At 33.0% G+C, this 21399-nt stretch carries 20 protein-coding genes and 1 riboswitch; of the genes, 8 read left to right on the top strand and 12 right to left on the bottom strand.

Annotated elements, in window-relative coordinates; genetic code table 11:
• Positions 1-10 precede the first annotated feature (10 nt).
• The 6 genes from H3T80_RS01025 to coaA all read right to left on the bottom strand — a co-directional run bounded on the left by H3T80_RS01025 (position 11) and on the right by coaA (position 8880).
• Positions 11-5143 (bottom strand): alpha-2-macroglobulin, encoded by a 5133-nt coding sequence (locus H3T80_RS01025; protein ID WP_198199309.1) that lies wholly within the window; start codon positions 5141-5143, stop codon positions 11-13.
• Between the two features lie 257 nt (positions 5144-5400).
• Positions 5401-6072, bottom strand: coding sequence for a 7-cyano-7-deazaguanine/7-aminomethyl-7-deazaguanine transporter (locus H3T80_RS01020; RefSeq protein ID WP_110448223.1), 672 nt, complete (start codon positions 6070-6072; stop codon positions 5401-5403).
• 43 nt (positions 6073-6115) lie between these two features.
• A complete protein-coding gene (queC, locus tag H3T80_RS01015) occupies positions 6116-6772 on the bottom strand; it encodes a 7-cyano-7-deazaguanine synthase QueC (protein WP_110448224.1) in 657 nt (218 codons plus the stop codon).
• A gap of 23 nt (positions 6773-6795) precedes the next feature.
• A complete protein-coding gene (gene queF, locus H3T80_RS01010) occupies positions 6796-7269 on the bottom strand; it encodes a preQ(1) synthase (RefSeq protein ID WP_086363504.1) in 474 nt (157 codons plus the stop codon).
• 2 nt (positions 7270-7271) lie between these two features.
• Positions 7272-7316, bottom strand: a riboswitch (PreQ1 riboswitch).
• Between the two features lie 155 nt (positions 7317-7471).
• On the bottom strand, positions 7472-7927 hold the full coding sequence (locus H3T80_RS01005) for a DUF1090 domain-containing protein (protein ID WP_110448225.1): 456 nt from the start codon (positions 7925-7927) through the stop codon (positions 7472-7474).
• A gap of 17 nt (positions 7928-7944) precedes the next feature.
• Positions 7945-8880, bottom strand: a complete 936-nt coding sequence (coaA, locus tag H3T80_RS01000; RefSeq protein WP_086357041.1) for a type I pantothenate kinase — start codon at positions 8878-8880, stop codon at positions 7945-7947.
• A 166-nt stretch (positions 8881-9046) separates the two neighbouring features.
• Here coaA and yihI point away from each other — a divergent pair, with 166 nt between their 5' ends.
• Positions 9047-9547 carry a Der GTPase-activating protein YihI gene (gene yihI, locus H3T80_RS00995; RefSeq protein WP_198199307.1) on the top strand — a complete coding sequence of 167 codons (501 nt, stop codon included), beginning with the start codon at positions 9047-9049 and terminating at the stop codon, positions 9545-9547.
• Positions 9548-9766: 219 nt separating this feature from the next.
• Positions 9767-11164 (top strand): oxygen-independent coproporphyrinogen III oxidase, encoded by a 1398-nt coding sequence (gene hemN / locus H3T80_RS00990; protein WP_198199305.1) that lies wholly within the window; start codon positions 9767-9769, stop codon positions 11162-11164.
• 47 nt (positions 11165-11211) lie between these two features.
• Here the strand turns inward: hemN and rsmC are convergent, their stop codons facing one another.
• Positions 11212-12252 (bottom strand): 16S rRNA (guanine(1207)-N(2))-methyltransferase RsmC, encoded by a 1041-nt coding sequence (gene rsmC, locus H3T80_RS00985; protein WP_198199298.1) that lies wholly within the window; start codon positions 12250-12252, stop codon positions 11212-11214.
• Between the two features lie 86 nt (positions 12253-12338).
• Here rsmC and H3T80_RS00980 point away from each other — a divergent pair, with 86 nt between their 5' ends.
• The 6 genes from H3T80_RS00980 (at position 12339) to cyaY (ending at position 15631) form a co-directional block, all read left to right on the top strand.
• The gene (locus H3T80_RS00980; RefSeq protein ID WP_110448229.1) at positions 12339-12740 is read left to right on the top strand and encodes a DNA polymerase III subunit psi; all 402 of its coding nucleotides are present in this window, start codon (positions 12339-12341) and stop codon (positions 12738-12740) included.
• A complete protein-coding gene (gene rimI / locus H3T80_RS00975) occupies positions 12715-13176 on the top strand; it encodes a ribosomal protein S18-alanine N-acetyltransferase (RefSeq protein WP_198199289.1) in 462 nt (153 codons plus the stop codon). The genes H3T80_RS00980 and rimI overlap by 26 nt, the downstream gene beginning before the upstream one ends.
• Positions 13177-13197: 21 nt before the next feature.
• Positions 13198-13827, top strand: a complete 630-nt coding sequence (locus H3T80_RS00970) for a thiamine diphosphokinase (protein WP_198199281.1) — start codon at positions 13198-13200, stop codon at positions 13825-13827.
• 76 nt (positions 13828-13903) lie between these two features.
• Complete coding sequence (locus tag H3T80_RS00965; RefSeq protein WP_198199273.1) at positions 13904-14701, top strand: hypothetical protein; 798 nt, start codon at positions 13904-13906, stop codon at positions 14699-14701.
• Positions 14702-15217 (top strand): surface-adhesin E family protein, encoded by a 516-nt coding sequence (locus H3T80_RS00960; RefSeq protein WP_110448233.1) that lies wholly within the window; start codon positions 14702-14704, stop codon positions 15215-15217.
• Between the two features lie 102 nt (positions 15218-15319).
• Positions 15320-15631, top strand: coding sequence for an iron donor protein CyaY (cyaY, locus tag H3T80_RS00955; RefSeq protein ID WP_198199271.1), 312 nt, complete (start codon positions 15320-15322; stop codon positions 15629-15631).
• A gap of 67 nt (positions 15632-15698) precedes the next feature.
• On the opposite strand, the gene uvrD is transcribed toward cyaY, so the two are convergent.
• The 5 genes from uvrD to dapF form a co-directional block, all read right to left on the bottom strand.
• Complete coding sequence (gene uvrD, locus H3T80_RS00950; RefSeq protein ID WP_110448234.1) at positions 15699-17930, bottom strand: DNA helicase II; 2232 nt, start codon at positions 17928-17930, stop codon at positions 15699-15701.
• Positions 17931-18106: 176 nt separating this feature from the next.
• Positions 18107-18820: a 5-amino-6-(5-phospho-D-ribitylamino)uracil phosphatase YigB gene (yigB, locus tag H3T80_RS00945; protein ID WP_110448235.1), complete on the bottom strand. Its 714-nt coding sequence runs from the start codon at positions 18818-18820 to the stop codon at positions 18107-18109.
• A complete protein-coding gene (gene xerC, locus H3T80_RS00940; protein WP_198201072.1) occupies positions 18820-19734 on the bottom strand; it encodes a tyrosine recombinase XerC in 915 nt (304 codons plus the stop codon). The genes yigB and xerC overlap by 1 nt, the downstream gene beginning before the upstream one ends.
• 18 nt (positions 19735-19752) lie before the next feature.
• The gene (locus H3T80_RS00935) at positions 19753-20463 is read right to left on the bottom strand and encodes a DUF484 family protein (RefSeq protein WP_370527365.1); all 711 of its coding nucleotides are present in this window, start codon (positions 20461-20463) and stop codon (positions 19753-19755) included.
• A gap of 81 nt (positions 20464-20544) precedes the next feature.
• Positions 20545-21369: a diaminopimelate epimerase gene (gene dapF / locus H3T80_RS00930; protein ID WP_198199268.1), complete on the bottom strand. Its 825-nt coding sequence runs from the start codon at positions 21367-21369 to the stop codon at positions 20545-20547.
• Positions 21370-21399: the final 30 nt, after the last annotated feature.

Raw genomic sequence — 21399 nt, 5'->3', positions numbered from 1 at the left:
TACAGTGAAATTACTTATCACCTTCTTCACTATTATCTTTTTTGCTAGGACTAGATATTTTCATCAAATCAAGTGATTGTCCTATAGCAAATCGCTCTGGTCGATACATTGACTCAACATAAGGATAAGGAATCATGTAATCACCAGTAGTCACTGCTCTTACTAAATAAGCAACGCGTTTACGATATTTATTTTCATTGATATAGGTATTGATATTCACCGCAGCAACATATCTATCATCTCTAAATTCCTGATATTTAATCTCATTAATATCATCACTTTTTAATAAATCAGCAACCCATGGAATTGTTGATAAATGTACACTGCTATTGGTAAGATTTTGATTTTCAAGCTCCAAACCTGCAGGTAAGAAATCAACAATCAAAGCATCATGAACAGCTTTTTTGGCTGTTACATCCAAAACGACAACCATCATGGAACCTACTTCTATATCCGATGGTATTATTTCTTTACCATGTAAATCATAATAGGTTCGATTAATAGTTAAGAAACCATCTTGCGATGTTGGTGCAGGAGGCGTTTTTGCATAACCTGTAACTGAAAATTTAATATAAAGTGGCTGATCATGAGCGGAGTTATTAATAGACAATCCTTGTGCTAATCCCTCAAAATCATAGGAGTGTGAAACAATTGAATCAACATCATCAATTTTGCCATTTATTGACACTTTGAATTTATTACCATTTTTATGTTGATCTAATGTCCAACCAGCAATAAATAACGCATTTAATTCCTGAGTTGAGAAATAACGTTGATCATTTAATAATTCTGACAAACTATATAGATAACTTGCCTGATTATTCTTAGCCATATTATTTTCTATCAATAAAGAAAGAATTAATGACTGATCACGAACTGTACTACCATAATTGCCTAACCACCTATCATTATATGCATATGGAGTAGTAAAAACTAACGGCAGTAATTTGTCATAGGTCGACTGATAACCATTCAATTTTGCTGTTACCGCTAAATGAGCTAATGGTAACGGTGAATAGATAAATGATGTATCACTGCTCATTATTTTATCGGTTAAATAATTAATTTCATTACGCATTGCAGCAGTGATTTTCTCTTGTTTAGAAAGTATCATCAAAGCATAAGCTTTAATAGATAATTTATTAAACTCAAGCACGTTTAAATCACCGTAATAACTAAGATTATTAAATGCAGAGGCATCATAAATATATTGACCAATACGCGTCATTGCAGCATCAAGCGCTTTATCATTAACCTGATATCCACGTTCTTTAGCTTGCAATAAAAAGTCTGTCGCATAGACTGTTAGCCAATGTTCTTCTTCACTATAGTTACTCCATAAACCAAAGCTTCCATTACTACGTTGCATTGATAAGATGCGTGAAATACCTGTTTGAACTTTTTCTCGACGCTTTTCATCAGAATCAGTTTTAATGCCTAACTGCGCCAGTTGATCACTGTTAGCATATAAAGATGGGAATAACCCACTCGTAGTTTGTTCTAAACAGCCATACGGGTAAGCAAATAAACTTTTGATATATTGTGCAATATTTAAAGGAGGTTGATTAGAGACCACTAACTGCCCTTCAACAGTATTTTCGATTAAACCAGTTAAAGCTTGGTCTGATAATTGCCAACTTTCATTTGCATCTAATGCTGCGACATAAGATCTTGAAGTTGCGGCATATGCGGGTCTTATGCCAATTGTCCAAGAACGACTTATATTGAAATCAGAATTATCTTCAAGCAAAATGCCTTTTACATCTATCTTTATTGTTCCTTTACCATAACCATAGTCGGCAGCAACAGGAATCTTAATAATATCTTTCTGTTTACTATCTAGTTTTACAGCAACCGATTTTGTTTCATTTTGATGAAGCAAACCACTAGTTGATACCTCAACTTGCATGTTTTGCGTACTACCAGTCAAATTATGCAAATCTAACGCTAAAATCGCCTGATCACCACCAGATAAGAATCGAGGTGTTGTTAATTCAGCAATAACAGGAGCAGCAACTTTCATCGTTTTTTCAGCTCTACCAAAACGATTGTTATCCCAAGCTTGCGCCATTATTCGTAGTTCACCATTAAAATCAGGCAATGGTAAGTTAATGATCCCTTCGCCTTCATCATTTAACTGAATAGTTTCAAGTTGTTGTGCTACAATTAGGACTTCATTTGATGGTTTTTTACCACCAGCACCCATCGCATCACCACCAAAGCTCATACTAACATTACGCCCTGAAGCTTCAATCAATTTACCATAAACATCGTAAATATTGACATCATAGCGTTTACGCCCTAAAAATCCTGTATAAGGATCAGGAGTAACAAAATCAGTAATGTTTAATACACCGGAATCAACTGCAGAAACTAAAACAGTGACTTTTTTATCCTGTTGGATAAATTGTTTATCCATTTTGATTTTTATCGGTACAGTAGTTTCAGGTTCAACTTGTACTGGAGCATTAATTGCAACATTTAATTGTCGGTCTGCTGTATCAATTGGTAAATATAATAATCCAATCGCTCGTTTAACTGTTTGTACAGTAGCATCTGTCGATGGACGAATTATCATGGTGCTAATATAGATATCATGTCGTCCCCAATTTTCAATTGGTATATCAACATCTAAACCATTTTCATCAATAGTGATTGATTTTTTCCAAATGGTACCTTCATTGCTTTCTAAAGAGATATAACCGGAGCCAGCAACTGGTGCTTGCACATTCACTCTAGCTATATCGCCAACTTTATAAGATGGTTTATCAATAGTTAACTTAACTTGATCTGGCCGTACAGATTTTGTGCCACGAGTATTATCTTCCCAATCATAACCAGCCCAAAAACGGAAACTTGTCATAACGTTAGTTTGAGGATCAACAACTTCAACTCGATAAGAGCCATAATCTGTTGGTTGAAAACTTATTTTGGTTGTACTATTTGCATCAATAGATAGTTGATTTTCTGAAACCACATATTCACTAGAATTATAGTTTAATCGCCAACCATCCTCATCTGACCAAGTCCAATAATAACTACGACGTTCGCGAATCAACCGAGCTTTTAATGAATTTGTAGCTAACTTTTCACCTTCAATATTGACATAAGCAATTTCAAATTCGGCATTATGGTCAATGTCAACGGTAGGTCGATCATAATATTGATCCTTATTCCAATCATAATATGGTGAATCTTCAAATAATGCTCGAATTGCAGGTAATTTATCTGCCGGCCATATGGTTTGTGTCGCATAACGTGTAACCGGTCGACCTCCTGAATCAAGTAGACTTGCTTGTAAAACCAATTTAGCAGGAGACTGTAATCCAGACCAATTATCTTTGCTAACCTCAATTTGAGTTAAACCATCATCATCCAACTCAACTTCAAGAGGATCAAGCTCACGATATAGGCTTTCGTCTGTCACTTTTCCAATTTTGAAGTCAGCTAGGCCAGTAACTGAATCAACGCTCTTTAAATAGAGATTAGCTTCTAAACTGTTACCTGTTGCTGGTTCACCATATAAATACCAACCTTTAACATTAAAGTTAATATCTTCGTCATTAAGAATCGCACTGTTTGCTGAGCTTTTGATTTCCATTGCCATACGCTCAGGCAAAAACTCTTCAACTTTAAAGTTCCAAAAACGATAATTATCATCGCCTAAATTAAAACGAATTGACCACTTACCAGTTGCTGCATCATCAGGAATATCAAAAGTTTGCTGATATAAACCATTTAAATCAGCATTACTTTTTAATTGGTAATTCTTAATCACTCGACCATCAGGAGAAATAATATCAGCAATGATTGGTTGATCCGGTAATGATTGCCCATCAGCATTACGTAATAATGCATTAAAATAGACAGTTTCTTCTGGACGATAAAGATCACGAGGTCCAAAAACAAACAATTGTTTTTGATAAAAAGGACTGCCTGACAAATTGAAATCAGTCAGATTAAGCGCATTACTATCAATATTTACAAATGAAGTTTGCTGGCCATCACTGGCTGTTAATACCGAATAGTCATAATCTTTATCTAGGTTAAATTCAGCATAACCATTCTGATCGGTCACTACTGAAATTGTATGGCAGTTTTTATTATTTTCATTTTTACGGCACATTAATGACAAGTTAATATTTGCTAATGGTTTACCATTATCTAAACCATGAGCCATTACGACTAGCTTAGCATTTTTATAACGATGAACTGACACACCAATATTACTAATTGAAAATAAAGTTGCTGGATTCGATTCGTTATAAATACCTGCCTCATTCATCACAGCAATATAAACACCTTCTTGATTAACTTCAGATATATTAGAAAGGTTTACTAAAATGGTTTCTTGCGCATTAGGTTTTGGATGAAGATCAAACCTTGATGAGTAAACTAAATCAGCATATCTAGTAAACTCTTTTTTGTTCCAAATTGAGAGTAAATCAATAAAACCAAAATAAGAAATAAATTCAGGTAATTTTTCTGGTTTAATTTTAAAAAAGTTAATATCAATTTTATTTACATTCAATGTTGTGACAGGTAATCCGCTCATAGATTTGCTTGGTAGTAATATACCCGAACTTGCAAAACCTACTGTAGGTTGGCGGTCTTGAGTAGTAATTTCTTTTTGATAAACAGATTCTAAATGGCTATCATTGATGGCTGATAATAATTTATCAATGGTTAAAACCAGTTGCCGATCTGGTTGAAGATAACGATGTCTTAGCTCTAAACCATTATCCGATAACTCCCATGCACCATCAACATTACCTGTTTTTCTATCAACTAATCTGAGTAAATTAGAAAAATTCAATTTAGGATTTAGTGGTACAGAAAAAGTCACCACTAAAGTACTTGAACCATCGAGAATAACCTCTGAGCTATCAATGACAGTTAATTGTTTACCTTTATACTTTTCAATTAACTCTGGCGTTGGATTAAAGGCATTATGAGATTGAGATACAGCTTCACTTTCAGTTAAAGTTTCTGTTGCAACAGCATCGGTTTTGTTGTCAATGACATCTGTTGTAAACTCAGTTTTATCAACTTTCTGCGACTCTACAGTTTTATCTTCTTGATTATCACAAGCACATAGCATAAAAAATAAACTTAACACCGCTAAGTGTTTACTCAATCTCATTATTTCACCTAATCCCTTACTGTTACAATGAATGTATTGGTTGTTTTTTTAGCTATATTATGCACTTTCAGGCAAGGTTTGGCAAAACTTCTTTAATCAAATTTTTAAATTTTTTTATAATTAAATTATGAATTTTGTTGAAATTTTGAGGAACGGCCTTTTTTGAGAGATAAAAATTGGCAGTTGGAATTTATTACATTGCCAATAAACCTTAACTGCCGGATAAATAATGAACCATAGGTAAACTTAAAGTCAAGTTACTGGGATTTGATAACTAATTTGTTTAAGATAAAATTTAAAATAATTCCGTATAATGGTAAAAAGAATAAACCACAGATGATTATTTTAAAGCTATAATCAATAGTGGCAATTTCACCCCAATGCGCTGCCATAAATTCGTCATTAGTTTTATAAAAAGCTATAGCAAAAAAGACAATAGTATCAATACCATTCCCTAATATTGCCGAAGCAGAAGGTGCCACCCACCATGCTCTGTTTTTTCTTAAATAATTAAATACGGTAATATCCATTAACTGCCCAACTAAATAAGCTGCAAAGCTAGCTAACGCAATCCGGAAAACAAAGCTATTAAATTCAGATAAAGCAGCCAATCCCATCCAATGAGTATCAAAAAATAACACTGAAACCCCGTAAGAAAGTAGCAAAGCAGGTATCATTACTACAAAAATTATTTTTCTGGCTAGACTAGCGCCAAAGACCCGAATAGTTAAATCCGTAGAAAGAAAGATAAATGGGAAAGTAAAAGCGCCCCAGGTAGTATGAAAACCAAAAATATCAAATGGGATTTGTACTAAATAATTGCTTGAAGCAATAACTAAAATATGAAAGAACGAAAGCCATCCAAGTGCTTTCATCTGTTCTACATGAGTAAATGGTTTAGTTTGTTCTGAATTAGTGTTCAGATACATAAGTTTTTCCTTTTTAATGGGGTAAGCGAACCCAGTATTACAATTAATTTGAATGACTAAGGTAATCGGTTAAACCATTATCTCGAAGAATACAGCTAGGACATTTACCACAACCACCATCAACGCCATAATAACAAGTATGGGTATATTTTCGGACATAATCCAAATAACCAAGCTTATCGGCCATTTCCCACGTTTGAGCTTTAGTAAGATACATCAATGGTGTAATGAGATTAAAGTTATAGTCCATAGCCAAATTCATCGATACATTCATTGATTTAATAAAGATATCTCGACAATCAGGATAACCACTAAAATCAGTTTCACAAACTCCGATAATAATATCGCAAATATCTTGTTGTTTGGCATAACATCCAGCTAGAAGTAAAAACAGCATATTACGACCATCAACAAATGTATTAGGATAATCAGTTTCCTTAGTGGCAGTAATTTCTTGAGAGTCATCAATTAAAGCATTATTGGTTGTCTGTTTAATCACCGACGTATCAATAACGGTTTGTTTGACACCAAGATCTTCAGCAATCCATTTAGCTTTTTCCAGTTCAATTGCATGACGTTGGCCATATTGAAAACTAATGGTTTCGACATTTTCACGACCATAATCAGCAATAGCTTGCAATAAACATGTGGTAGAATCTTGGCCACCAGAAAAGATAACAAGTGCTTTACGATTTTGCATTTTTAACTATTCCTGTAAAAAGATTAACGATTATCGATTTTTTCAGGATAAAGGTCATGATTAGCTAAGCGATTCACGGCTATTTGTTGCCAATCAGTACCTGCTTTACCATAATTAGCATAAGGATCAATAGATATTCCACCTCGGGGGGTAAATTTTCCCCACACTTCTATATATTTTGGATCCATCAATTTAATCAGATCTTTCATGATGATATTAATACAATCTTCATGATAATCACCATGATTGCGGAAGCTGAATAAGTAAAGTTTGAGTGATTTACTTTCTACCATTTTAATATTTGGCACGTACGAAATATAAATAGTAGCAAAATCAGGTTGCCCAGTTATTGGACAAAGACTGGTAAATTCGGGACAATTAAATTTTACAAAATAATCGTTGCCTGGATGTTTATTATCGAATGTTTCTAAGATTTCTGGACAATAGTCAGTAGGATAGCGAACGGATTGATCGCCTAGTAGTGTTATATTACTCATTTTTTTCCTTAGTTTTTTAGCGTGGGAGGTTCACGAACCACGTAATCAGGCGCACACCATACTCTTTTTAAATAAAAAAGTCCAGTTTAAGCAAAGTTGAGTGTATTAATAAAAAGCACCATTAATACTAGATCAATGGTGCTTATTTAGTTATAACTTAGTAAAAAAATGTGAGGAAAGCACTTTTTAAGCCGAATATAATTTATTTGCTGGTCAATTGTTTGTAATAATCAGCAAGCTTCTCTTTAGCATCAGCTAATTCTTTTTCGGCATCATTTAATTTCGCTTTTAATGCATCGATTGTATCTTGATGGGCATTAACCTTGTCTTTTGCATACTCTTTAGTTTTTTCAGCTAATTCTTTGGTTTTATCTGTAACATCTTTAGTTTTTTCAACTATTAATCTTTTATATTTTTGTTCTAAAGTTTCATCAGTACAATTGGTATTAACTTCTTGCAACGCTTTTTCAAGACCAGTCACTTCATTACTATTATTTGCTTTTTTAGCTTGTTCAATTTTTGTTTCAATTGCTTGCTTTTTAGCATCGCAATTTAATCCTTGGTTTTCGTCATTACTTGATGCATAACTATTTACCGAAAATGCAGTAACTAAAGTGATAATGCTTAACTTACTTAATAACCTTATTGCTGATTTCATATTGACTCCCCTTAAGTTTATTTTCTTAATTGAACACAATCTACTTTATGATCTTTACCTTTGGTTAAAATTAAACTTGCTCGTTCCCGTGTTGGTAGGATATTTTCAATCAAATTTAATTCATTGATATCTCGCCAAAGGCGGTTAGCAATATTCACGGCCTCTTCCTCTGGAAGCTTTGAATAATGGTTAAAGTAAGAGTTAGGATCGCTAAATGCCCCAGCTCTAAATTTTAAAAAACGATTAACATACCAATCGTGTAATAGCGGTAATTGTGCGTCGACATAGATCGAAAAATCGACATAATCAGAAACAAATACACGATTATTAGCTTGAGTATAGTTTATGCTGCCTTGTAAAACATTTAATCCTTCAAGAATTAAAATATCAGGACTATCAACAATAATATGTTCATCTTCAACAATATCGTAGACTAAATGAGAATAAACGGGCGCCTTAACTTCTGCTTGTCCTGACTTTACATCAGCAACAAAATTAAGTAATTTCTTGATATCATAGGATTGTGGAAACCCCTTTTTATTCATGATACCACGTTCTTCAAGATAACGATTAGGATATAAAAAACCATCAGTTGTCACCAATGCAACTTTCCGATGCTCTGGCCAACGAGTCAACAATGCCTGTAGGACACGGGCGGTAGTGCTTTTACCAACAGCTACACTACCTGCAATACCAATAATATAAGGTATTTTTTGACTTTTTCCTAAAAATTTTGATAACACTGCCTGACGGCTAAAACTGTTGCTTATATAATAATTGAGTAATCGAGATAAAGGCAAGTAAATTTCACTTACCTCATCCATGGATAAATCTTCATTAATACCTTGTAATGAAGTCAATTCTTCTGGCGTTAAAGTCATTGGTACCGCATTACGCAAGCTCGCCCATTCTTGTCGGGTAAATTGCATGTAAGGGCTCAAATGATTTGTCATATTTTATTCTCTATTGCTAGCTGATATAAATAATTTGGCTCAGATTATACTAAATCTATTTTTTTACAATCATAAATTGGTATTATCTCATGCTCATAGCTATATTGATGACTTACTGGTAAAATACATTTAGTCAGTTAATAATCAGATATTAAATTGAGATTGTATGTTAAAAAATAAATCAAAACAAAAACCTAAAAAAACCCGCCAAGAGATTAATGAAGAATCTCGTGAGTTAAAGCGCAAACGTAAGCATAAAGGTTTACCTAGTGGTTCACGTTTCAATGGTCAAGATAACAATCAAAGTAACAAAACAACTAAAGCAATAAAAGATCCTCGTATTGGCAGTAAAAAACCAATTTCATTGGTAGTAGATGATAATTCATCTATTAGAAAGGTAGATAAAATTAATCAGTCCAAAATAACTAAAGCTAAATTAACACCACAACAAGAATTAGAACAACTTGAAAATGATACTAAATTGGATCAATTACTAGATTTGGTTGAACAAGGCAAAATCTTAACTGACGAACAACAGACTTATCTTGATAATAAACTAAATCGTATAGACAAACTTATGCAACTATTAGGTTATGAAGATGAAGATTTCGAAGATGAACAAGAAGAAATAAAAGAAGATATCGTCAGTCTATTGAAACGTAATTAATTTAGTTTTAATTAAATATGTGTTAAAAACATCAATAATCTTATATACAAAATAATCACGATAAAGAGTCGTATACCATGCCACTATTGATTATGCTATGTTTATATTTAGGATTATCTATTTGCACTTTATTATATTTAAAAAAAACAAATTACATTAAATTAAAAACACAAATAAGAGCAAAACAACGTAATACAGCAAAACGTTATGGAAATGACAATGTCAAACGCAGGACTAAATAAAAATGTGATTCAACCCCTATTATGGGATCAAGCGTTAATTGAAAAATATAATTATTCAGGTCCAAGATATACCTCTTATCCAACAGCACTTGAATTTAACGAACAGTTTACTGAACAAGATTTCATTTTTGCGACCAACCTTTATCCTGAACGACCATTATCGCTTTATATACATATTCCGTTTTGCCATAAACTTTGTTATTTTTGTGGTTGTAACAAACTGATTACACGACAAACCCATAAAGTCACTAAATATCTTGATGTATTAGATATCGAGATTGCTAAACAGTCCGAATTATTTAAAAACCGGACTGTGACACAAATGCATTGGGGAGGAGGAACTCCTACTTTTTTAACTGATGCTGAAATTAGCCGCTTGCTCTCTTCAATAAAAAAACACTTTAACTTTGCTCAAAATGCCGAACTATCCATTGAAATAGATCCAAGAGAAATAAGTCCACAAACGATTGATCATCTAGCTAATGTTGGCTTTAATCGGTTAAGTATGGGGATCCAAGATTTCAATCATGAAATTCAAAATTTAATTAATCGTGAGCAAGATGAAAACTTGATCCGTTCACTAATTATCCAAGCAAGAAAAAATAACTTTCGTTCTATTAGTCTAGATTTAATTTATGGATTACCTAAGCAAACTGTTGAAAGTTTCACGGAAACATTAAATAAAGTGATTGATATTTCGCCAGATAGATTAAGTGTTTTTAATTATGCACATTTACCTAGCCGATTTGCTGCACAGCGTAAGATCAAAGATAATGATTTACCTAATGCAAGTCAAAAATTGAAAATCTTACAAACCAGTATTGAAAAATTGACTCTTGCTGGTTACCAATTTATAGGTATGGATCATTTTGCAAAACCAACTGATGAGTTAGCTATCGCACAACAACAGAATAAGTTACATCGCAACTTTCAAGGTTATACCACTAAAGGGGATGCTGACTTACTTGGCCTCGGTGTATCAGCAATAAGTATGTTGGGAGACAGCTATGCCCAAAACCAAAAAGACTTAAAAAATTATCAAAATCAAGTTGAACAAAAAGGACATGGTTTATGGAAAGGATTTACCTTAAATCGTGATGATAAAATACGTCGAGATGTTATTAAACAACTTATTTGCCATTTCCAGCTTGATAAAAAGCAGATTGAACAATATTACCATATCCAATTTGATGACTATTTTGCTGAAGATTTAAAACTGCTTGCACCACTAGAACAAGATGGATTGGTTGTCGTTAATCAAGATAGCATTAATGTTCGACCTAAAGGCCAGCTTCTAATTCGCAATATTTGCATGTGCTTTGATATTTATATGCGTCGATTGGTGCGACAACAACAGTTTTCACGCGTGATTTAATTAAATAAATTCACGCATGACTATTTATAATGATACTGGTTTAAGTGTTAATGACTGGCTAAATAAACCTTAAATTTAGTCGTTTGAGCAATAATTTCAACACTTTTAAATGTTTCATCCAAGATCGATTGATATGGCAAAAATGAATTTGCCACAATACAAAGATAGCCATTTAGTTTTAAGTGTTTTTTTGCTTCCTTAATCAACTTGTTAACTGCGGTATAACTTGTTTCTTTGCCATCGTGAAAAGGTGGATTAGAGATGATTAAATGATATTTATCGCTTATATCTGAAAATACATCACTAGCAACAACTCTTGCAATAATGTTATTAGCAGCTAAAGTCGCTTTACTTGATTCTAATGCAGTACTACTTACATCAGTTAATGTTAAGCTTATATCTTGATTTAGTTTACCTATTACTGTTGATAATATGCCCGAGCCGCAACCAACATCAAGGATATTTCCTTTGATAATATCACTATGATCCATAAGTGCATTTAATAACAGCTCACTTCCTGCATCTAAGGCTTTTTGGCTGAAGACACCTGGTAAGCTTTTAATTTCGATATCCTGATCTTCAATCGTTAAGTGATAACTCAACCACCAGTCTTTTACTTCAAAAGCCAAACGACTATCAGCTCGAAAATGATATAAACCACATCGTCTTGCACTATCTATTTTTTGGATAGAACCAAAGTCACCTAACAGCCCTTCCACACTTTTCACCCCAGAACGATTTTCACCAATGATAAAAATATCACTATCTTTAGGCATATTGTTCAATAAATAGGATAACTGAAATTGGGCTTCACTCTTGGTTTTAGGCCAATAATAAATGAGGGTATTTATATCAGTATAAAAAGATGTATCAGGATAGAGCGAAAATATAGCGCTATTGGCTCGTTTACTATTTTTAAAGCTTAAAAAAGTATGATATTGGGAACAATGAATCTTAACTATATTTGCTGAAATAACCGCAGGATAATTATCTTGAATATCACCAGCAATAAGGATATTTTTATCATCCAAAAATGACTGATGACGTTCAAGTACTTGGCTAGCTGGAGTAAAAACAGATGTTGCCATAATGCCTCAATGAAAAACCTTTATAAATTGAAGCGAAGATTATACAATTAATTTCCTTTAATCCCTAGTTAAACCGTAATCTGATAATGACTCAAACTGATTGGTATCTTAAACAGTGTAATATTACTCAATATGTTTTACGCAATTCAACCGTTTTTCAGGGTGAACTTGCGACTCATATAGACGATAAAATTCGTTTAATTGTTGTTGCTAAACAAAAACCAACACAAAAAATATATTACGATATTTTAAAAGCCATCCGTTTAACAGAAGAACAAGTGTTATTTCTTACCCCTTCGCAATTAATTATTTCGGCGGATGAAGTAAAAATAGTGACATGGTTTATAGATGTGCTTAGCAATGAACCATGGCAAAATAGTTTAACCATTAATACCTGTGATTTAGATTCGCTAGCTAAAGATCCACACCAAAAACGTAAACTTTGGCAGCAGTTATGTGAATATGAAAACAATTTCCATCCTGAATGAACATGATTTAACGGAAGCATATGAGTTAGAACTCATATGCCACCCTATCCCTTGGTCCAAAGAAACTTTTTTTTCAAATCAAGGGGAACGTTATATCAATCTTAAAATAACTGTTGGTAATAAGCTAGTCGGCTTTTGTATTTGCCAACAAGTTGCCGACGAAGCAACTTTATTTAATATTGCTATACATCCTGCATACAGACAACAGGGATTAGCTAAAGCATTATTAAATCATTTAATTAATAACTTAATAGCCATTAGCTCACCGCAGGCCATTTCAACTTTATGGTTGGAAGTTAGAAAATCTAACACGCCAGCAATTGAGTTATATCATTCAATTGGCTTTAACCAAATAACAGTGAGAAAAAATTATTATCCAACAGTTAATGGTCATCAAGAAGATGCAATTATTATGGCTTACACATTAACGCTATAAATTAATTTAATGGGAATAATCATGCAAAAAAAAACAGCACTACTATTTGTCAATGGTGAACCACCAAAAGATATTCCCAGTAATATAAAAGATTATACTTATATTGCCTGTACTGATGGAGCCTATCATAGCTATTTATTTACATCAGCCATTGAACCTGATTTTATTATCGGTGATTTAGATAGCATAGACTCAACTAGGGCAATTCCGTCAAAAACACAAATTATTCATACGCCAGATCAATCTAAACCTGATTTTGAAAAAGCATTATTATTTTTGAATAGTAAAGGTGTTACATCATTTACAATATATGGTGCATCAGGAGGAGCCAGTGATCATTTCTTAGGTAACTTATCTATAGCAATGCAATACTATCGTCAGTTCAAAATGATGTTTTATGACAATTATTGCCATTTTTTCTTCGCTGATCATCATCAGATTATCCACCACGTGAAAAATCATATTGTTTCGTTAATGCCATTGTCTACAGTAACTAATTTGACTATAACAGGCTTTGAATATCCCTTAACTGACCAAAAATTAGTTCTTGGTGGCCACATTAGTTTGCGTAACAAAGCTATCGATGATAAAGTAGAAATCTCTTTTAAAAACGGTGATTTACTAATTTTTATCCAAAACGATTTCAATTAGATTGACATAAATATTTACATTACTTTACAATACTATTACAAACAATTAGCGTGATTTTGGTGAAAGGAACCGCTCTATGATAATAAAAAAACTTACTGTGCTTGCTTGTTCTTCTCTCGTTTCTTGCATGGCTTTTGCGCAGAACGATAGTGTAAGCATTACAGATAAGATAGTAGATAGTTTTCTCGCTTGTGATAACCAATTTTTTAAGCAATTGGCTGAAAATAAAAAATTATTCAGCGAATATGTTGATTTAACAACAACAGATAATGTTACTTATATTCCTGTAGAATCAATTTATCAACAAAACAAAGATAAAGTTAATTTCAAAAAACCTCTTAAATACCACGGATTAACAATAACTGGGTATCAAAACATCTATATTCCAACCAATTTATCTGGACAATATTACTATTGGGGCTTTATTTTTGATAATAGCCAAGAAGAAATTACTAATACACTTAATAATTTAAAATGGTTAAAATATAATAACGCTGTTTATATTGCCAATGCCAAAATCTATGATCGCAATGCAAAATCACCGGTATGGCAAGATAATCCCTACTCAATTGATGGTGTTGTACCAAAACTTGGTACCATTGAAAAATCACTTTATCTAGAAGCCTTTACTGATAATCAAAACCGTGTGCTTTGTTCTATCCAAGGTGATATAAAGAAAGACATTCTTTATAAAGATCGTCCAGATATGAAACCACTTGACGACAAAATGGATAAAGAGCGCCAAGAAAAGATCAAAGCTTATAAATTGAAAAAACAACAAGAAAAAGAACAAAAAGAAGCTCAAGAAAAGCAATCTCAACCCCAACAAGATAAACCAGTTGAAAATAGCTCAAAAGAGGGAGATAAAATTTAAATGAAAAAATTATGTTTATTTTTAATGCTCTTTTCTTTTACAGCTATCACTCATGCAGAAGAAAAGAAACCACTTACTCAAGATGAATTAGCAGCTCAAGCTAAAGAAGTAGAAGTAATGCTAAGTAATCCTAAAATAGGTGAACAATTTACGCCTCTATCTAAAACTGATGAGGATAACACCATTGGTTATGCCTATCTTGATAAAAAATCCATAAAATTACATCCTTATAACGATAAAATTCGAATTTTTAAGGAAGTTACCAATTACATTCCAGCATTAGTTCAAGATATTGATAATGTAAAAACACCATATCATACAGTAGTTGTTAATCATTATGCTAATTGTGATAAAAAAGAAATTGCTAAAGGTAAAATTGAACTTATCGAGAACTATTTTGCCGAAGGTAAACTAGTAAATACTATTGATATTCCAAATCGTTGGACGAGAGCAGATAAAGGCGATGAAAAGCATAAATTACTCGTTATTGCCTGTTCATTACCATTAAACAATTAATTCGATTTTCATTCGTTTTTACTCTTGCCGCCTAGCGGTGGCGGAGTATTTTTTTTTATGTTAATATCAATTTATTAACTGTATAATTTTAATTACATCAATATGAATATCACGCAATTCCATGCCTTAACCGATCAACTTTTTTACCAAATCGAATTATATCTAGATAAATACGCTGACGAACACGATATAGACTTAGATTATGAAACTAATGGCAACGTTATTACCATTAGTTTTCCAAACAATAGTAAAATTATTGTTAATACTCAAGAACCACTTTTTCAAGTTTGGTTAGCAACACAAAAACAAGGTTATCATTTTGATTTAATTAATGAACAATGGATATGTAATCGAACTGATCAACCATTTGAAGAGATATTTGCTTCGTCAGTGCAAGAGCAATCTGAGCAATAATTATAATGATCAAAAAAGGATACTAAGTTAAAAGTTAGTATCCTTTGATTGTTTAGTATTTTATTATTTACATTAAGGTAAGATTTGCCAATTTCACAACTAGCCATTTAACCCCTTCGTTAACAAAAGCAATTTGCACTCGTCTATGTTCACCTTCGCCATCTAAATTAACAATGGTACCTTCACCAAAACGATTATGCTTAACTTTCCTACCTAATGTGTATCCATCACTTTCTTTTTTCTTCTTAATATATGACTTTTTACGATCTTGATAGAATTGCTCATCTTTAGTGAAAGTATCATCATCATTATTATTAAATGATGTTAAATTAGCTCGGTAACTGATTTCTTGTAAATTATCAACTGGTAATTCTGCTAAAAAACGTGATGGCAAATTACGCTCTTCACGCCCATAAAGTCGCCTTAGTTCAGACAAAGAGAGCGTTAAAAACTTACGTGCTCGGGTAATTCCGACATAAGCTAAGCGTCTTTCTTCTTCCATTTTGTCTCGTTCTTGAGAGGAACGTTGTGCCGGAAAAATACCCTCTTCCAATCCAACAATAAAAACATTGTCAAATTCTAATCCTTTTGCTGAATGTAAAGTCATTAATTGCACCGAATCTTGTTGATTTACTACATCACGGCTTTCAAGAGAGGTAAATGCTAAAAATGATTCTAAAACAGTTAAGGTTTTGCCTGTTTCATTGTCCTGAATTACATTATCTTGGTTAACTCTAAAAAATTGCTCTGCAGATGAAACAAGCTCCTCTAGATTATCCAATCGTGCTTGTCCTTTGATGCCTGGTTCTTGTTCATACATTTGCAATACGCCAGATAATTTAATAATTGCATCTAGTTGTTTATAAAATGGTAATTCATTAACTTCGACATGAATAGATTCCATTAATTCTAAAAAACGACTAATACCTGAACGTTGCCTTTCAGTTAAAGCATTTTTTTGGATCAGCATTAAACATGCATTCCATAACGAAATATTATTTTGCTTAGCACATAATCTAACTTTGTCTAAAGTGACATTACCTATTCCACGAGTTGGAGTATTTACCGTAGTTTCAAATGCCATATCATTATCATGGTCATGCAATAATCGGAGATAGGCTAAAGCTAATTTAACCTCTTGCCTTTCATAGAATCTTATCGAACCATAAATTTGGTAAGGTACGCCAGCTTGTAATAAAGTATCTTCAAAAATACGTGATTGCACATTATTACGATATAAAATGGCACAGCTAGCATAATTATGACCATCGTCATGATATTTTTTTATTTGTCCTACAACAAACCTTGCTTCATCAATATCGTTGAAACCGACATATAGTGAAATTTTTTCTCCGTCACCACTGTCGGTCCATAAATTTTTACCTAACCGATTTTGGTTGTTAGCAATCAATTTATTTGCAGTATCTAAAATAATGCCTGTCGATCGATAGTTTTGCTCTAGGCGAATAATTTCAGTTTCTGGATAATCATTGATAAACATTTGTAAATTATCAGCATTAGCTCCACGCCAACTATAAATTGACTGATCATCATCACCAACAATCATTACATTCGCGGTGTCTCCAGCTAATTTTTTCACCAGCCAATATTGGATTTTATTAGTATCTTGAAATTCATCTATTAATATATTTGAAAAACGATGGCGACAATAATTTAAAACATTTTCATTACGACAAAGCAACTCATATGCTCTCAAAATTAATTCTGAGAAATCAACATACCCAACTCTGTCGCAAATTGCTTGATAATCACGATAAATTGTTTGCCACATTACTTGTTTCGGATCTTCTGGTTTTAGATTATCTGCCCTAAGACCTTTTTCTTTTTGTGTGGAAATAAAATTAGCACACTCTTTTGGTGACCATTGCTTTTCATCAATTTTCAGTTCACGAAAAATTCGTTTAATAAGACGAATCTGATCTTCACTATCAATAAGTTGAAAATTTTCGGGTAATTTAGCTTGTTGAGAAAACATACGCAATAAACGGTGGGTTAAACCATGAAAAGTTCCTACCCACATACCATTTAGGTATCCTTCACCGACTAAAGCTTGTATTCGCTCTTGCATTTCAGCAGCTGCTTTATTGGTAAAGGTGACTGCAAAAATAGAGTTAGGAGAATAATTTTTTTCAACACACAACCAAGCAATTCTATGAACTAATACACGTGTTTTACCACTTCCCGCACCAGCAAGAACAATAGTATATTGACTATCAGTTGTAACAGCATTTTTTTGTTCTGTGTTTAAGTCGGTTAATAACGACTGTTTATTTTCCATTATGTGTTAACCCATCGCAATTATAGCAACCATTAATTAGTATTAATGTTGTAAATGTTTTTAAATTTTTCATTATATTTATAATTATTATAAGTAGGGGTATAAAAGAATAAAGACAGGTATTAAATGCAAAATACATTTAACTTCACTGTCTTTTTATACATATATGAACTGAATTATAACAGATTATCTAATTCTGGCAATTGCGTTATTTCAATATGCGGTAAACATCTAGCATCGGAGAGATGATAAATATCCTGTCCAAAAATATTAATCCAACAAGCTAAAAAACCATTATTAATCGCACCATTGACATCTGTCTCCAAATTATCACCAACGTGCAGAATATAATTATTAGGAATAGCCAATTTTTGCGCGGCTAAAGCAAAAATTTCGGGAAATGGTTTTGAACGACCGTCAGGACCACCTCTTAGCGAAAATTGAAAATAATCGCCTAAACCTATTCTATTTATATCAACATTACCATTAGTAATTACCCCTAATGGATACTTATTGGCTAATTTAGTTAATAACATATGCGTTGATTTAGGAACAACCATTTTATGACGCCAAAAATTAAAACAATCAATAGCTTCATCAATAATCTTGCTATATTGAGATGAAGGGATATTGGTTTTATTTAATAACGATTTAATTGTCTCAACTCGCCAATCAATAACATCATGATATATTTCTGGATTTATAGCGAGCACTAATTTTTTTTCTTGATAGTACAAATCCAATGTCAAATAATGTAATGGCTCATATTGTTGTAAATTTTTTATCACTTCCTCTTCAGCTTTATCAACAATCATACTATTGTCATATAAAGTGTCGTCGAGATCGAATGTGATTGCTTTAATGCAGTTAATTGAACGATAAAAATGCATTATTTTCTTCCTCTTTTAGCTCTCGGATGAGCCGAATCATAAACTTCTGATAAATGTGAAAAATCTAAATGGGTATAAACTTGAGTAGTAGATAAATCGGCATGACCTAATAATTCTTGTACTGCCCGTAAATCACCGCTCGATTCAAGCATATGAGTAGCAAATGAATGACGCAGTTTATGCGGATGAATATGTGAACTTAATCCTTGTTTTATTCCCCATTTTGCAAAGCGTTTTTCAACATTTCGTGGTGAAATTCGCTTACCCAGTTTAGAGATAAAAACAGCATCATCTTGCGGTTTTAAATCATTTCGCATAGTTAACCATTGCTCAATCCATCTAATTGACTCTCGGCCTAAAGGCAATTTCCGCTCTTTATTACCCTTTCCTGTTACCCGGACTTCACCTTCAGTTAAATTTAATTCCCGACAATTGAGACTTACTAATTCAGAAAGGCGTAATCCTGAACCATACATCACCTCCAACATTGCCCTATCACGTACAGAAAGCGGATCACTATACTCAATATCAAGCAGCTGATTGATCTCATCGATATCAATATTTTTTGGAAGATGTTGACCCAATTTAGGGTTTAATACACCACGGGCTGGATTGGCTGAGATCAGATCGTTTTTAACCATCCAATCAAAAAAACTGCGTAATGCAGATAATCTTAATGATAAACTACGAGCTTGTAAGCCGGTTTGTCGACTGCGACTAATAAGTAACCTCACAGCAGATGAATCAATGTCCTGCCATTTAGTAATATCTAAGCCGTCAGTTAAATCAATAAGCGCATAAAGTTGACGACGATAGTTAATTTGAGTATTAAGACTAAGTTGTTTTTCAGATTTTAAATAATTTAAAAAATGATCTACAGGCTCGGTTAAAAAAGAAGAAAGATTAGAATTCATTTTAACCATCATATTTCCTTACTTTTTGCGCATGATCCATTTTTCAACAAGAATTGGCAATATTTCACCGATTTTTTCTAACAATAAGGTACCTTGTCCTGTCTGATAATGCTGTGGATCTGCACTCGTAAACATTAACAAACCAAGATCGCCAAATTGCCCTAACAATGATAAAGCCACAGAGCCAACGTAACCATGTTTAGGTAATAGAAAATCTAATTCAGTTGTATTTAATGAACCTAAATAAAATTGGCTATACTGTAAATGTCTTACACGAATAAAATCAAACTGCGATGAATTTAAAGCTAAGTAATGATAGTTGGATGGTGCACTAAGTAACCATTTGTCATCAAATAAATATAAATAGGCGCCATTAAGTCCTAAATCTTTAGCCCAAACTTTTAAAGAATCTAATAATTCGTTTATATCTTTTGCTTTAATTAATTGAAACTGCAATTTTATTAGCTGATTAAAAAGCAATTCATTAGCACTTGCGTGCTCCATCAGCATCGTGATTTCTGACTCAAGTTGACTGATTTTATTACGTTGCCTTGCCATATGCCATTCAGGTAGTGATATCATACCTCTCACTGGGTGTGGTACGCGCATACGCTCAATATGAGTCGCATTTCGAATAAAAAAATCTGGGTTATCAATAATATATTGGCTAACCATTTCATCATTTAATTTAACAAATGATTTTTTTCGTTGCGACGGTTTTGACTTCAATGTTTGTGTTTTTTTTACGACCATAATTTATTTCATTGTCTTTATGTAATCTATTAATAAAATTCATAAAGTCTAGCGTAATTAAATTGCAATATAACCATCATACACATGCGTAGCTGGTCCTGTCATATAAAGCGGCGACTGATTACCTTTCCAATCTATTATTAATTTTCCTCCGGGTAGATTAACATTCACCCGCTGGTTTAATAATCCTTGATTAATGCCAACAGCAACAGCGGCACAAGCTCCTGTTCCACAAGCTTGAGTTTCACCAACGCCTCTCTCATAAACACGTAAATTAATATTATCTCTATCAATAATATGCATAAAACCAATATTCGCTTTTTCAGGAAAGCGTTCATGTTGCACTAATAACGGACCTAAAGTTAATACTTGAGCGGTTAACACATCTTCAACTTGAATTACACAATGCGGGTTCCCCATAGAAGCGACACCACATAAAACTGTTTGTTCTTGTGCTCGAATAATATAAGTTTTTTCTTCTTTAATGGCTTTGAAAGGAATTTTATTAGGCTCAAAAATTGGTGTTCCCATATTAACCCGAACGGTTTCATCATCATTTACCGTCAAAACAATATTACCTTTCATAGTACTGACTTTTAATACTCTTTTTTTAGTCAATCCTTTCAATCGTACAAAACGAGCAAAGCAACGAGCACCGTTACCACATTGCTCAACCTCTGAACCATCAGCATTAAATATACGGTAATGAAAATCACTTTCAGGAGAATAAGGTGGCTCAACAATAAGTAACTGATCAAACCCAATTCCTGTATATCGATCTGACATACGTTTGATCATTTCACTTGAAAGATGAACATTTTGCGTTACTGCATCAATAACCATAAAATCATTACCCAGTCCATGCATTTTTGAAAAGTTCATCTCTAGTTACCTTTTATTGTAAATCGTCAG

Source organism: Gilliamella sp. W8145 (assembly GCF_016101145.1).
In the GTDB taxonomy this organism is placed as follows: Bacteria; Pseudomonadota; Gammaproteobacteria; order Enterobacterales; family Orbaceae; genus Gilliamella; species Gilliamella apis_A.
This window is presented reverse-complemented; position numbering and strand designations above follow the sequence as displayed.